This window comes from Mesobacillus subterraneus (assembly GCF_000934845.1).
Lineage (GTDB): Bacteria > Bacillota > Bacilli > Bacillales > Cytobacillaceae > Mesobacillus > Mesobacillus stamsii.
Map to the genome: position 1 here is coordinate 1 of NZ_JXIQ01000100.1, position 12,513 is coordinate 12,513.

Annotated in this window: 16 protein-coding genes; 14 read left to right on the top strand and 2 right to left on the bottom strand. The window is 44.0% G+C overall.

Translation table 11 applies throughout. From position 1 onward, the window contains the following. The first annotated feature begins 26 nt into the window (after positions 1–26). The 5 genes from UB32_RS12820 to UB32_RS12840 all read left to right on the top strand — a co-directional run bounded on the left by UB32_RS12820 (position 27) and on the right by UB32_RS12840 (position 3,097). The gene (locus tag UB32_RS12820) at positions 27–716 is read left to right on the top strand and encodes a CoA transferase subunit A (protein WP_044394384.1); all 690 of its coding nucleotides are present in this window, start codon (positions 27–29) and stop codon (positions 714–716) included. A gap of 29 nt (positions 717–745) precedes the next feature. Continuing rightward, positions 746–1,414, top strand: a complete 669-nt coding sequence (locus tag UB32_RS12825; protein WP_044394344.1) for a CoA transferase subunit B — start codon at positions 746–748, stop codon at positions 1,412–1,414. A gap of 116 nt (positions 1,415–1,530) precedes the next feature. Continuing rightward, positions 1,531–1,779: a YqkE family protein gene (locus UB32_RS12830; RefSeq protein WP_044394346.1), complete on the top strand. Its 249-nt coding sequence runs from the start codon at positions 1,531–1,533 to the stop codon at positions 1,777–1,779. Next, positions 1,776–2,300 (top strand): GrpB family protein, encoded by a 525-nt coding sequence (locus UB32_RS12835; RefSeq protein ID WP_044394347.1) that lies wholly within the window; start codon positions 1,776–1,778, stop codon positions 2,298–2,300. Before UB32_RS12830 ends, UB32_RS12835 begins: the two co-directional genes overlap by 4 nt. 62 nt (positions 2,301–2,362) lie before the next feature. Beyond that, positions 2,363–3,097: a hypothetical protein gene (locus UB32_RS12840; RefSeq protein WP_198528199.1), complete on the top strand. Its 735-nt coding sequence runs from the start codon at positions 2,363–2,365 to the stop codon at positions 3,095–3,097. A gap of 61 nt (positions 3,098–3,158) precedes the next feature. Here the strand turns inward: UB32_RS12840 and UB32_RS12845 are convergent, their stop codons facing one another. Both UB32_RS12845 and mciZ read right to left on the bottom strand, forming a co-directional pair. Continuing rightward, positions 3,159–4,070, bottom strand: coding sequence for an aldo/keto reductase (locus tag UB32_RS12845; RefSeq protein ID WP_044394349.1), 912 nt, complete (start codon positions 4,068–4,070; stop codon positions 3,159–3,161). Positions 4,071–4,131: 61 nt separating this feature from the next. After that, positions 4,132–4,278, bottom strand: a complete 147-nt coding sequence (gene mciZ / locus UB32_RS19515) for a Z-ring formation inhibitor MciZ (RefSeq protein WP_084221835.1) — start codon at positions 4,276–4,278, stop codon at positions 4,132–4,134. A 76-nt stretch (positions 4,279–4,354) separates the two neighbouring features. Here mciZ and UB32_RS12850 point away from each other — a divergent pair, with 76 nt between their 5' ends. The 9 genes from UB32_RS12850 to UB32_RS12890 all read left to right on the top strand — a co-directional run bounded on the left by UB32_RS12850 (position 4,355) and on the right by UB32_RS12890 (position 12,387). After that, complete coding sequence (locus tag UB32_RS12850) at positions 4,355–4,906, top strand: NUDIX hydrolase (RefSeq protein ID WP_044394350.1); 552 nt, start codon at positions 4,355–4,357, stop codon at positions 4,904–4,906. Between the two features lie 94 nt (positions 4,907–5,000). Further along, positions 5,001–5,642, top strand: coding sequence for a stage II sporulation protein M (spoIIM, locus tag UB32_RS12855; protein ID WP_044394351.1), 642 nt, complete (start codon positions 5,001–5,003; stop codon positions 5,640–5,642). 115 nt (positions 5,643–5,757) lie between these two features. Next, entirely contained in the window at positions 5,758–6,216 is a 459-nt protein-coding gene (locus UB32_RS12860; protein ID WP_044394352.1) for a Fur family transcriptional regulator, read from the top strand. 138 nt (positions 6,217–6,354) lie between these two features. Further along, entirely contained in the window at positions 6,355–6,582 is a 228-nt protein-coding gene (locus UB32_RS12865; protein WP_044394353.1) for a YqzK family protein, read from the top strand. 5 nt (positions 6,583–6,587) lie between these two features. Further along, positions 6,588–7,481: a site-specific tyrosine recombinase XerD gene (gene xerD, locus UB32_RS12870; protein WP_044394354.1), complete on the top strand. Its 894-nt coding sequence runs from the start codon at positions 6,588–6,590 to the stop codon at positions 7,479–7,481. A 241-nt stretch (positions 7,482–7,722) separates the two neighbouring features. Further along, on the top strand, positions 7,723–8,904 hold the full coding sequence (gene deoB, locus UB32_RS12875; protein ID WP_044394355.1) for a phosphopentomutase: 1,182 nt from the start codon (positions 7,723–7,725) through the stop codon (positions 8,902–8,904). 12 nt (positions 8,905–8,916) lie between these two features. Next, entirely contained in the window at positions 8,917–9,741 is an 825-nt protein-coding gene (locus UB32_RS12880) for a purine-nucleoside phosphorylase (protein ID WP_044394356.1), read from the top strand. Between the two features lie 38 nt (positions 9,742–9,779). Then, the gene (locus UB32_RS12885; RefSeq protein WP_044394357.1) at positions 9,780–11,084 is read left to right on the top strand and encodes a pyrimidine-nucleoside phosphorylase; all 1,305 of its coding nucleotides are present in this window, start codon (positions 9,780–9,782) and stop codon (positions 11,082–11,084) included. 130 nt (positions 11,085–11,214) lie between these two features. After that, positions 11,215–12,387 (top strand): D-alanyl-D-alanine carboxypeptidase family protein, encoded by a 1,173-nt coding sequence (locus tag UB32_RS12890; RefSeq protein ID WP_044394385.1) that lies wholly within the window; start codon positions 11,215–11,217, stop codon positions 12,385–12,387. The last annotated feature ends 126 nt before the right edge of the window (positions 12,388–12,513 follow it).

Here is a 12,513-nt window from a genome sequence, read left to right on the forward strand (position 1 = left end):
AACATAATATACGAGGGGGAAAAACGATGAAAAGAATTTGCACATCCTTTCAAGACGCCGTAGCGGATATCCATGATGGAGCAACCTTAATGGTTGGCGGTTTCGGTCTCTGCGGGATTCCTGAAAACGCAATCCTCGCGCTCGTTGAAAAAGGTGTAAAAGACTTGACCGTCATTTCGAATAACTGCGGCGTCGACGATTGGGGGCTTGGCCTGCTGCTTAAAAATAAGCAGATCAAAAAAATGGTAGGTTCCTATGTGGGCGAAAACAAAGAATTCGAGCGTCAAGTACTCTCTGGCGAAATCGAGGTTGAATTGATTCCACAGGGCACGCTTGCGGAGAAAATTAGGGCCGGTGGTGCCGGTATTCCGGCTTTCTACACGCCGGCGGGTGTAGGAACGCCAATCGCCGATGGAAAAGAAACCCGCATGTTCAATGGCAAGGAGTATCTTCTTGAAGAATCACTGACAGCAGACTTCAGTATAGTCAGAGCGTGGAAGGGCGATAAAATGGGCAATCTTGTATACCATAAAACGGCAAGGAACTTCAATCCGATGATTGCAGCAGCCGGAAGGGTCACGATTGCCGAAGTAGAGAATCTTTATGAAGTGGGCGAATTGGAACCAAACAGTATCCATACTCCAAGCATTTACGTTCAGACACTGATTGAGGGCAATCAGGAGAAGAGGATTGAAAGGCTTACAGTGAGAAGTTAACTCTGGCTGACCATGAAAGGGGAAGGAATATGATTAAGAACAAAGGGAATGTCCGGGAAAAAATCGCGCGCCGGGCGGAAAAAGAAATCGAGAACGGCTTTTACGTAAACCTTGGGATTGGGATGCCAACACTTGTAGCAAACTTCCTTTCTGAAGATAAACAGGTCGTTCTCCAGTCGGAAAACGGACTGCTGGGAATCGGACCTTACCCAACAGAAGAAAACGTTGATCCTGATCTGATCAATGCCGGAAAGGAAACGGTCACCGCCATTCCGGGATCAGCTTATTTTGACTCTGCTGAATCTTTTGCAATGATTCGCGGAGGGCATATCAATATCGCCATCCTTGGTGGCATGGAAGTCTCTGAAGCTGGTGATCTTGCAAACTGGATGATTCCAGGGAAGATGATCAAAGGAATGGGAGGCGCAATGGATCTAGTCCACGGTGCGCGGAAAATCATCGTCATCATGGAGCATGTAAACAAGAACGGGGAAGCGAAAATCCTCAAGGAATGCAGTCTGCCACTGACAGGGAAAAATGTGGTAAACAGAATCATCACCGACATGGCGGTGATCGACGTGACGCCATTCGGTCTGAAGCTCGTTGAAGTAGCAACAGGCTACACAGTCGAAGAGGTAATTCAATCAACGCAACCAGAACTGCAGGTGGATGACGCGGTAAAACTGGACGCATATTGACCACCAGGAACGCCTTTAAATTGGGCGTTCCTTCTTTATAGATGGTATAATCTTTTAACTAAACGGCTTTGCAAAGGAGCCAAACTTTAAAATGCATAGAACCGAGGGATCCATAAGTGAAGAAAAAACAAAAACGCCAGCAGCCAGTTAAAAAAGACGAAAAACCGGCAACATTAGGGGACCTGCTGAACCAGGATATCATGCAGAAACTAAAAGCCCAGCAACTGCAGCTAAAGGAAGAGGAAGAAAAGCAGAAGCAGGCTGAATTGCAGCGAAAGAAGGAAGAAAAGCGTCAAAAAGAGAAAAACAAATCGTTTGAAGAACTTCTGTCTGAAAGCGACATGGATTGGAATAAGTTTAAATGACAAAACGAAGAGTAGAAGTGGTGGCATATCGTACCGAATGGCCAGCACTTTTTGAACAGGAGAAGCAGCTAATTGGCGAAATTTTTAACTGGAATGGGGCAGAGATCTACCATATCGGCAGTACATCTGTCCCAGGTTTAAGCGCAAAGCCAATTATCGACATCATGCTGGCTGCAAATAGCCTCGAATTAGTAGAAGAAGCAACACCGGCGCTTGAAGCTGCTGGATACGCTGCCATGGGAGAAAACGGAATTCAGGAGAGGCGGTATTTCCAAAAAGTCGATGAGAACGGTATTCGGAAAGTGCATCTGCACGCGTTCGAAAAAGGCAGCGATCAGATATACAGGCATCTTGTTTTCCGTGACTATTTAAGGTTTCATTCAAAAGAAGCGGGAGAATATGCGCGCGTAAAGGAAGAGGCAGCCCGGAAACATAAAAATGATATCGAATCATATATGGAGACCAAAGCTCCAACGATTATGGAGCTCGAGGAAAAAGCGAAACGCTGGAGGCCATTCTGAAGCATGTTTTGCTTCCGATGCTATGGGGCAAATTAAGTAAAAATAGCAAAGGGGAAGGTTTTGTGGTCTTCACAACTTTTTTACTGGCAGCAGGCTTCGTTGCCATTCATCTATTTTCCAGATATTTGCCGTTTCTTGGGAATGTACCAAGAAGCAAGTTGCTCTCAGCTGCCGGTGGCATTTCCGTGGCATATGTTTTCATCCATCTGCTCCCTGAATTAAATAAACATATCGAGATCCTCGATCGTAATATTCAAACAGAAGCGCTCAAGTTCTTTGAAAACCATACCTATATTGTTGCAATGCTTGGGTTGGCCTTTTTTTACGGAATGGAGCGCATGGCAAAAAGATCAAAGAAAAAGCAGCAGAAAGAGAATAATTTAAACCACGCATCAACAGGCGTGTTCTGGATTCATATAACGTCCTTTTTCCTTTACAACGGGTTGATCGGCTATCTATTGCTGCATGGAGAACAGGGATCCATCAAAGGCCTGCTTTTGTACTTCTTCGCCCTTGGCGTCCACTTCATCACAAGTGACCATTCTCTCAGGGAGATACATAAGGAGGTTTACGACAGAATCGGTAGATGGCTGCTGGCGGGAGCGATCATCGCTGGATGGGCCATCGGAATCATGGTGGAGGTCAATGAAAACATCATTGCGGTTTTATTTGCTTTACTCGCAGGTGGAATCATTTTGAATGTCATGAAGGAGGAGCTTCCTGAGGAGCGGGAAAGCAATTTTTGGGCGTTCGCGGCTGGAATGGGAGCTTATACCATTCTGCTGATGCTGTCTTAGCCAGTGAGAAACGCTAAGGCAAAAAAGGACATACTCGGCGAATATGTCCCCAACTTGCTGACTATCGATGCTGATCATAAGAATTGGCTTTCGTGAGCGTTTTAATCAAATGAATTTCTTCCGCAGAAAGTGGATTGGCGCTTGCCGCCCGCGCAGTTTCTTTTATTTGCTCTGGGCTGCTTGCCCCGACGACAATCGAGGCAATAGCCGGATCTGCTAGATTATATTGAATCGCTGCTTCTGTAAGAGTATGGGAAGAAGCCAGTTTTTCTTTCAGTAGCGGCAATATTTTCGTTAATTCACCATAGCTATAATCAAGATACCCGTTGGAGGGCACCTTTTCCAACAGCCTGTCGCTCAGCATCCCTTTCGCTACCGTTCCTCGGGTAACAACGCTGATCCCTTTTTCATCAAGAAAAGGGAGCACTTCTTCTTCCGGACGTCTGTCAAGCATGCTGTATTGCATCATGACGGAGACAATATTGGAATTTTGGGCATACGCACGAATGACATTCGGTCTGATGGAGGAAATACCATAATGCTTTATAAAGCCTTCAGCTGTTAACTCTTCGAAAGCCTCAATTGTTTCGTCAATTGGATCCTCAAGCGTTCCTCCGTGAAGCTGATAGAGATCGATATAATCGGTATTCAATCTTTTCAGGCTTTGTTTGACTGCCTCTTTGATATGTTTTTTTGAGGGATCCCATGTCCAGCTGTCCCTTGTCTCGGTCCAGCGATTTCCGGCTTTAGTGGCAATGACAACCTGGTCTCTGACAGTCCGAAGTGCCTGTCCGACGATCTTTTCATTTTCTCCAAAGTCGTATAAATCGGCGGTGTCAAAATAATTGATCCCTTCCTCGAGGGCAGCTTCAACCACAGCCTGTGCCTTGGCGGAATTTGTACCAAGTGACATGCAGCCAAGCCCGATTTCACTAACAAATAATCCAGATGAGCCTAATTGCCGTTTTTCCATTCCATCCCTCCGTTGTATGAATAATACCTCCATTTTATCGGAAGGGGAGGTGTGAATTCAACTAATCAGAACGGCCCACTGGCTGATGAACTGTTTTCAGCCAGTCTTTCACCAGGACATGCTGTTTGCCGTACTCTTTTAAAATCGCTTTAATTTCCCACGCTTTTCCAGCAATCGTGATCCCTTGACCGTGCACGTACACTTTCATTGCCATACTCCTCTCAAATAAGTATGGTAAAATTGTATGAGCGTTTGATATTGGATTAGAACAGGGGGGAACTCGAATGAAATCTCTTGAAGAAAAAACATTGAAAACAAAAAAAATCTTTACAGGAAAAGTCATTAGCCTACAGGTAGATGAGGTAGAATTGCCGAACGGGAAAACATCTCAACGCGAAATCGTCAAGCATCCAGGGGCGGTGGCTGTGATTCCGGTTACTGCTGACAATAAAATTGTCATGGTCGAACAATACAGAAAGGCTCTTGAAAGGACGATTATCGAAATACCGGCCGGCAAGCTAGAGGCTGGTGAAAAACCCGAGATATGTGCTGCCCGAGAGCTGGAAGAAGAAACTGGTTATGAATGTGCCAGCATGGATTGGCTGATTTCCTTCTATACCTCTCCAGGCTTCGCCGATGAAATTATTCATATCTATAAGGCAACTGGGCTCGTGAAAAAAGACAATCCAGCAGCAGCCGACGAGGACGAATTTGTCAATTTGATGGAAGTGAGTCTGGAAGAAGCGGCGCAGCTGATAACGGAACAAAAAATTTATGATGCAAAAACAGCATATGCCGTTCAATACTTGCAACTGCAAGAGAAATTGGGTAAATAAATAGTCACTTGAAAATAGTACACAGATTTTATTTAGTTCTTCTTCCTCGGTAACTGCATATGATGGTAGTAATCAATATGCAGGAGGAAAAGAGATGAAGAAACGAAGGTACCAGGACGTCGCAGTAAATCATTTACGAGAATATTCCTCTATTTATCTTTTTGTCATTGTCCTTTTTCTGATGGGGGTCATCTTTGGGGCAGTGATTGTGAATAGTCTTAGTTTCACGCAAAAGGAAGATTTATTCTATTATCTTTCCCAGTTTTTTGGACAGGCTGCTTCCGGTAAAGTAGCGGATGGAAGGGATTTATTTTTACAAAGCTTTATGCATAATGGCAAGTTCATTGGCCTAATATGGATTTTAGGAGTTTCGATCATTGGCCTGCCAGTTATCCTGGTCCTTTTATTTATGAAAGGGATGGTGGTTGGTTTTACCGTCGGATTTCTCGTAAATCAAATGCAGTGGGACGGTTTCTTGCTGTCTTTTGTATCGATCCTCCCGCAAAACTTCATCATTATCCCGGTTTTTATTATTACTGCAGCGATGGCAGTGACATTTTCTTTAAAAATGATCAAGAATCAATTCATGAAAAAAATCAGCCAGCCGATCATGCCTTCCTTTTTTAGGTATATCTTTTCCTTTCTAGCAGCACTCGTCTTTCTGGCGATGGCAGCAGCAATCGAGGCATATTTATCTCCGGCAGCATTGAAGGCAGTTATCAATTCATTAAATTAAAATGAATATTAAATGACAATAGTTATTGTTTCTTCATTGTAATTATTTTATTTTGAATCTCCTTTCCGTTCTGATATAATAAAAGAACAGTGGCGGGGGAGTGAGAACTATCGAAATGGAAAACAGAATCGAGAGAATCAAGAAACAGCTGCATTCGTCCAGCTATAAATTAACGCCGCAACGCGAGTCTACCGTTCGCGTATTGCTTGAACATGAAGAAGACCACTTGAGTGCGGAAGATGTTTATTTGCTTGTCAAAGAGAAATCTCCTGAAATCGGACTGGCGACAGTATATCGAACACTTGAACTGCTAACTGAACTGAAAATTGTAGATAAAATCAATTTCGGGGATGGTGTGTCCCGATATGATCTCCGCCAGGAAGGCGCCGCCCATTTCCATCATCACCTTGTCTGCATTGAGTGCGGAGCTGTAGATGAAATTCAGGATGATCTTCTGGAAGACGTAGAAGAAATTGTGGAACGAGACTGGAACTTTAAGATTAAAGACCACCGCTTGACTTTCCATGGCATTTGTTATAGATGCCAAGAGAAAAATACGGCAGAAACAGAATAAATTCAACGCCCTTTTTTCCAATGGAGAAAGGGTTTTTTATTTATCAGGTATAATTCTTGTCCAAATTGACATACAGATTAATAAATAAGTCATATGAACAGAGAATATCTCTGTTAAAACAAGTATGGGGGCAAGAAAATGAAATCATGGTTTGAATTGGTTATGCATACATTAAAAGTATTCATTTTGTTTACTGGATGCACGATTCTATTTTATTATGGTATCATGTGGGTGAACGAAGAATATGAAAGTTATCACCGGTATGACACACCGGAAGGAGCAGCGATCAAAGTATCGGGCACGTTAAATAAAAATGAAACAAGCATGCTTGATAGGCTGAAACTGTTTTATCTGAATGGAGAGTAATAGAAATGGAAGACAGGTTGGATGACTTTATCCATTTTCTCGTTGTTGAAAAGGGACTAGCAAAAAATACAATTATAGCCTATAAACGCGATTTGAATAGTTATATTCATTATTTGAACAACGTGGAACAGCTTGGAGATTTGAATGGAGTTCAGCGACCACAGATTGTTCATTTCCTTAAATTTTTAAAAGACAGTGGTAAATCCTCGAAGACGCTGGCCAGGCATATTGCTTCCATCCGGGCTTTCCATCATTTCCTCCTGCGGGAAAAGGCAGTTGACCATGATCCGACTGTCCATATCGAAAGTCCCCAGCATGAACGCTCTTTGCCTAATGTGCTGAGTATGGAGGAGGTCGAGACGCTGCTTGAAAGCCCGAAACTTACCGGCCCGTTCGGCTATCGAGACAAAGCAATGCTCGAGATGATGTACGCTACGGGAATGCGTGTCAGTGAACTGATCGGACTACAATTGTCCGATGTGCACCTGACGATGGGATTTGTCCGTTGCATGGGCAAAGGGAGCAAGGAAAGAATTATTCCAATCGGAAAGACAGCCTCGGATGCGATCGAAGAATATCTCGAAAAAGGAAGACCAAAACTGAAAGCGAAGACATATAAGGAAGACGCTTTATTCTTAAACCATCATGGAAAAGGATTGACACGACAAGGGTTCTGGAAAATCCTCAAGCGGCTGACAGCTGAAGCAGGGATCGAGAAAGAATTGACACCGCATACGCTGCGGCATTCCTTTGCAACTCATCTGCTTGAAAATGGTGCAGACCTTCGCGCAGTCCAGGAAATGTTGGGACATGCTGATATTTCAACGACGCAAATCTATACTCATGTAACAAAGATGAGATTGAAGGATGTATATACGAAATTCCATCCTCGTGCCTAGGGTGATGGGTTGAATTTGAGTTTGGCTTTTATCCGAAGAGTGAGTAAGGAGTCACAGATACACTTCACTGACATGCTGGTACGACTCCTCTTTTTTGGGTGCTTTTTAACTTGTTTTTTTTACTGGATTTTTAGTATAATCAAGATGTCAGACTTCCGACAAATGTAAACGGTTATCAAGAGTAAAGAAGGGTAATATAAAACTGCAAGAACCCATTCCTACTTTGTAAGGAGGAGAAAGGATGTCAAATACATACAAAAGAGTGTTTTTAATTGTGATGGATTCAGTTGGGATTGGAGAGGCACCGGACGCTGAAAAGTTCGGTGACAAAGGTTCCCACACACTTGGACATATAGGTGAAAAAATGAACGGACTGAACATGCCGAATATGGGCAAGCTCGGACTTAGCAATATCGAAGAGATCAAAGGGATCAGCCGTGCTACCAAACCAATGGCGTACTATACAAAGATGCAAGAGGCGTCAAACGGCAAAGATACGATGACAGGACACTGGGAGATCATGGGTCTGAACATTCAAACCCCTTTTCAGGTTTTTCCCGATGGATTTCCTGAGCAATTAATTGCTGAACTGGAATCTCGTACTGGAAGAAAGATCATCGGCAACAAGCCGGCAAGCGGGACGGAAATTCTTGTTGAACTTGGCGAGGAACATATGAAAACAGGCGCTTTGATTGTCTATACGTCAGCAGACTCCGTATTGCAGATTGCTGCTCACGAACAAATCGTTCCGATCAAAGAGTTGTATGATATTTGCAAGATCGCCAGGGAACTGACACTTGATGAAAAATATATGGTCGGCAGAGTCATCGCAAGACCCTTCCTCGGCCAGCCAGGTGATTTCAAACGTACTTCCAACCGACATGACTACGCGCTTAAACCGTTTGGCAGAACGGTCATGAATGAATTAAAGGACGCTGGCTTTGACGTGCTGGCCATTGGGAAAATAGCTGATATTTATGATGGGGAAGGGGTAACAGACTCTCTGCGTACCGTGTCGAATATGGATGGAATGGATAAGCTGATCCAGACTTTGGACAAGGATTTCACTGGACTGAGTTTCCTGAACCTCGTTGATTTCGATGCACTGTTCGGGCATCGGCGCGACCCTCTAGGATACGGGAAAGCGCTGGAAGAATACGATGCACGACTGCCAGAAGTATTTGAAAAATTAACCGAAGATGACCTGCTCATCATTACCGCAGATCATGGGAATGACCCTGTTCACCACGGAACGGACCACACACGCGAATATGTGCCACTCCTCGTTTATTCAAAGGGGATGCAAGTAGGAAAAGAACTGCCGATCCGTAAGACATTTGCAGACATTGGCGCAACTATTGCAGAAAACTTTCATGTAAAATTGCCAGAGCACGGCACTAGCTTCCTGAAGGAATTGAACTAAGGAGGAAAATGGATGGACTATCGTCAAATTCAAACAGCAGCATCTTATATCAATGATAAAATAACTCAGCAGCCTAGTATTGGATTGATTCTCGGGTCAGGTCTTGGAGTTTTGGCTGATGACATTTTGAACCCAGTCAAGATTCCTTACAGCGAAATCCCGGGTTTTCCAGTTTCAACTGTGGAAGGCCATGCAGGACAATTAGTTTGTGGGCAGCTTGGCGGAATGGAAGTCATTGCGATGCAGGGCCGCTTCCATTATTATGAAGGCTACAGCATGGAAAAGATTACTTTTCCAGTGCGTGTCATGAAAGAACTGGGGATGGAGAAGCTTCTTGTTACGAACGCAGCTGGAGGAGTGAATGAATCCTTCGAACCAGGGGATTTGATGATTATTACTGATCATATCAACAATATGGGCACAAACCCGTTGATCGGACCGAATGATTTACGATTTGGCGTACGCTTTCCGGATATGAGCGAAGCCTACTCTAAAAATTTACAAGCTGTTGCAAAAGAAGTTGCTCGGAAGAATAATCTTCCAATCAAAGAAGGCGTATATTTTGGTAACCCTGGACCTGTCTATGAAACACCTGCTGAAGTAAGAATGATTCGGACGCTTGGCGGGGACGCCGTTGGAATGTCTACCGTTCCGGAAGTCATTGTCGCAAATCATTCGGGACTGGAAGTACTGGGGATTTCTTGTATTTCAAATATGGCAGCAGGCATCCTTGATCAGCCATTAAGCCATGATGAAGTAATGGAAACAACGGAAAAAGTGAAGACTAGCTTCCTGTTGCTTGTACATGAAATTATAAAAACAGTCGGGCAAAAATAATACATTTCTCCGGCAAATGATGATAAGTGGTGATAAAGATGAGAATGGTCGATGTAATCGAAAAAAAACGGAACGGACTTGCATTATCAACGGAAGAAATCCAATTTTTCATTGACGGCTATACAGACGGCAGTATTCCTGACTATCAGGTAAGCGCGTTGACGATGGCGATTTTCTTTCAAGGAATGACCGAAAAAGAACGAGCAGACTTGACGATGGCAATGGTGAAGTCGGGAGATCAGATTGATCTTTCTGCCATCGAAGGAGTGAAAGTCGATAAGCACTCTACAGGTGGAGTTGGTGATACAACGACGCTTGTACTAGGTCCATTGGTTGCAGCATTAGGTGTGCCGGTTGCCAAAATGTCAGGGAGAGGGCTCGGACATACAGGCGGGACCATTGATAAGCTGGAAGCAGTGCAAGGATTTCATGTCGAAATAGACAATGAAGAATTCATCCATCTTGTTAATCAAAATAAGATTGCGATCATCGGACAAAGCGGCAATCTTACGCCTGCTGATAAAAAGCTTTATTCATTGCGTGATGTAACTGCGACAGTCGACAGCATCCCGTTGATTGCAAGCTCCATTATGAGCAAGAAAATCGCCGCAGGAGCTGATGCGATTGTTCTTGATGTTAAGACTGGAGCAGGCGCGTTCATGAAAACCCTGGACGATTCACGTGAACTGGCAAAAGCAATGGTTAATATCGGAAACAATGTTGGCCGTAGGACGATGGCTGTCATTTCTGATATGAGTCAGCCGCTTGGTTTTGCCATCGGGAATGCGCTGGAGGTAAAAGAAGCAATCGATACAATGAAGGGCGAGGGACCTAAAGATTTAACAGAGCTTTGCCTTACGCTTGGAAGCCATATGGTTTACCTTGCTGGAAAGGCTGAGTCTCTTGAAGACGCACGAAGCAAGCTGGAAGAAGTTATCAGAAATGGTACAGCGCTTGAAACCTTCAAAGTATTCCTGGCATCGCAGGGTGGGGATGCATCTGTCGTCGACCAACCGGAAAAACTGCCGCAGGCAAAGTATCAGTTTGAACTGGAAGCCAAAGCGGCAGGCTATGTATCCGAAATTGTCGCTGATGAAGTAGGAACTGCTGCCATGCTTCTTGGAGCAGGAAGGGCAACGAAGGAATCGGTAATTGATCTGGCAGTAGGGCTTGTGCTAAAAAAGAAAATTGGCGACAAGGTAGAAAAAGGAGAATCCCTTCTCACCATCTACAGCAACAGTGAAGAGGTGAATCAAGTCAAAGAAAAGCTGTATGAAAGCATAAAAATCACAAGCGGATATGTAGCGCCACCAATTCTTGTTCATGAGGAAATAACAGAGTAAAAAAGCGGAGAGGAAACTCTCCGCTTTTTTCTATGCAAAAATTTCAGGTTTTATCTTCCAAGCTTGTATAAAAGAGGATGGCTTGGATAAAAATAGACCATATAAAGATAGGAGGGTTATGGCCATGAATTTGAAAAAGCTTACGAGTTTCCTGCTTGTTTTTATGATCGGCATTGCGTTTATATCCCCAAAAGGATATGCGAATGAAGGAGACCAAGGACTGGCGAACAATGCTAGTTCCGCTATTTTAATTGAGCGTGATACCGGACAAGTCTTGTTTGATAAGAATAGTCATGAAAAGCTACCGCCAGCCAGCATGACAAAAATCATGACAATGCTATTAATCATGGAAGCACTGGATGAAGGAAGACTGAAAATGGACGAAAAAGTCCGGGCAAGCGAATACGCTGCTTCCATGGGAGGCTCACAAATCTTCCTGGAACCAGGAGAAGAAATGACAGTGGAGCAATTGCTAAAAGGGATCGCCATCGGTTCAGGAAACGATGCCGCGGTCGCGATGGCTGAGCGCATCGGGGGGACGGAAGAGGCATTCGTGAAAATGATGAATGAGAAGGTCAAGGAACTTGGCTTGAAAGATACTTTTTTTAAAAATACAACGGGTTTGCCTGTTGATGGCCACTATAGCTCTTCCTATGATATGGCGATGATGGCAAAAGAACTGCTAAAGTACGAAAAAATCACCAAGTATACTGGTGCGTATGAAGATTATCTTCGTGAGGATACAGATAAGAAATTTTGGCTGGTCAACACCAATAAGCTTGTTCGTTTTTACCCGGGGGTGGATGGCTTGAAAACCGGCTTCACTAATGAAGCGAAATATTGTCTGACAGCAACCGCACAAAAGGATGGCATGCGTGCGATTGCAGTCGTGTTCGGAGCCCCGACCTCCAAGGCAAGGAATGCCCAAGTGACCAAAATGCTCGACTATGCATTCAGCCAGTATCAAACACATCCAATGTTCAAGAAAGATCACCCGCTAGGGAAAGCGGTAATTAGCAAAGGGGACAAAAAGACAGTTAACGCGGTCACATCTGAGAGTGTATCCCTTCTTACCAAAAAAGGAGCTGACATTAAGGACGTCAAACAGCAGATCACACTGAACAAAAGTCTGAAAGCTCCTGTCGAAAAAGGTGACAAAGTTGGAACCTTGAAGCTTGTGAAAAATGGTGAAACCGTAGCGGAAACCTCGCTTGTAGCGGATACCAAAGTAAAAGAAGCAAGCTGGTGGACCCTGTATAAGCGTTCATTCGGAATGTTCACCAGGGCGGGAAGCGAAAAATAATGGCAGTGTCGAAAAGGCTAATATTCCAACTAGTTTTAGCGAATGGCCACTAGTTTTGTTCGGAAGAAGGAATTGACTGAATCAATGGAGAAATTGACTCACTATACCAGATAAGGAGGCTTTGGA

Excerpts from the sequence above, each read along its gene's own strand:
- UB32_RS12820 (WP_044394384.1), top strand. The coding sequence starts at position 27 with ATGAAAAGAATTTGCACATCCTTTCAAGACGCCGTAGCGGATATCCAT.
- UB32_RS12825 (WP_044394344.1), top strand. The coding sequence starts at position 746 with ATGATTAAGAACAAAGGGAATGTCCGGGAAAAAATCGCGCGCCGGGCG.
- UB32_RS12835 (WP_044394347.1), top strand. The coding sequence starts at position 1,776 with ATGACAAAACGAAGAGTAGAAGTGGTGGCATATCGTACCGAATGGCCA.
- UB32_RS12845 (WP_044394349.1), bottom strand. The coding sequence starts at position 4,070 with ATGGAAAAACGGCAATTAGGCTCATCTGGATTATTTGTTAGTGAAATC.
- mciZ (WP_084221835.1), bottom strand. The coding sequence starts at position 4,278 with ATGAAAGTGTACGTGCACGGTCAAGGGATCACGATTGCTGGAAAAGCG.
- UB32_RS12850 (WP_044394350.1), top strand. The coding sequence starts at position 4,355 with ATGAAATCTCTTGAAGAAAAAACATTGAAAACAAAAAAAATCTTTACA.
- spoIIM (WP_044394351.1), top strand. The coding sequence starts at position 5,001 with ATGAAGAAACGAAGGTACCAGGACGTCGCAGTAAATCATTTACGAGAA.
- UB32_RS12860 (WP_044394352.1), top strand. The coding sequence starts at position 5,758 with ATGGAAAACAGAATCGAGAGAATCAAGAAACAGCTGCATTCGTCCAGC.
- UB32_RS12865 (WP_044394353.1), top strand. The coding sequence starts at position 6,355 with ATGAAATCATGGTTTGAATTGGTTATGCATACATTAAAAGTATTCATT.
- xerD (WP_044394354.1), top strand. The coding sequence starts at position 6,588 with ATGGAAGACAGGTTGGATGACTTTATCCATTTTCTCGTTGTTGAAAAG.
- deoB (WP_044394355.1), top strand. The coding sequence starts at position 7,723 with ATGTCAAATACATACAAAAGAGTGTTTTTAATTGTGATGGATTCAGTT.
- UB32_RS12880 (WP_044394356.1), top strand. The coding sequence starts at position 8,917 with ATGGACTATCGTCAAATTCAAACAGCAGCATCTTATATCAATGATAAA.
- UB32_RS12885 (WP_044394357.1), top strand. The coding sequence starts at position 9,780 with ATGAGAATGGTCGATGTAATCGAAAAAAAACGGAACGGACTTGCATTA.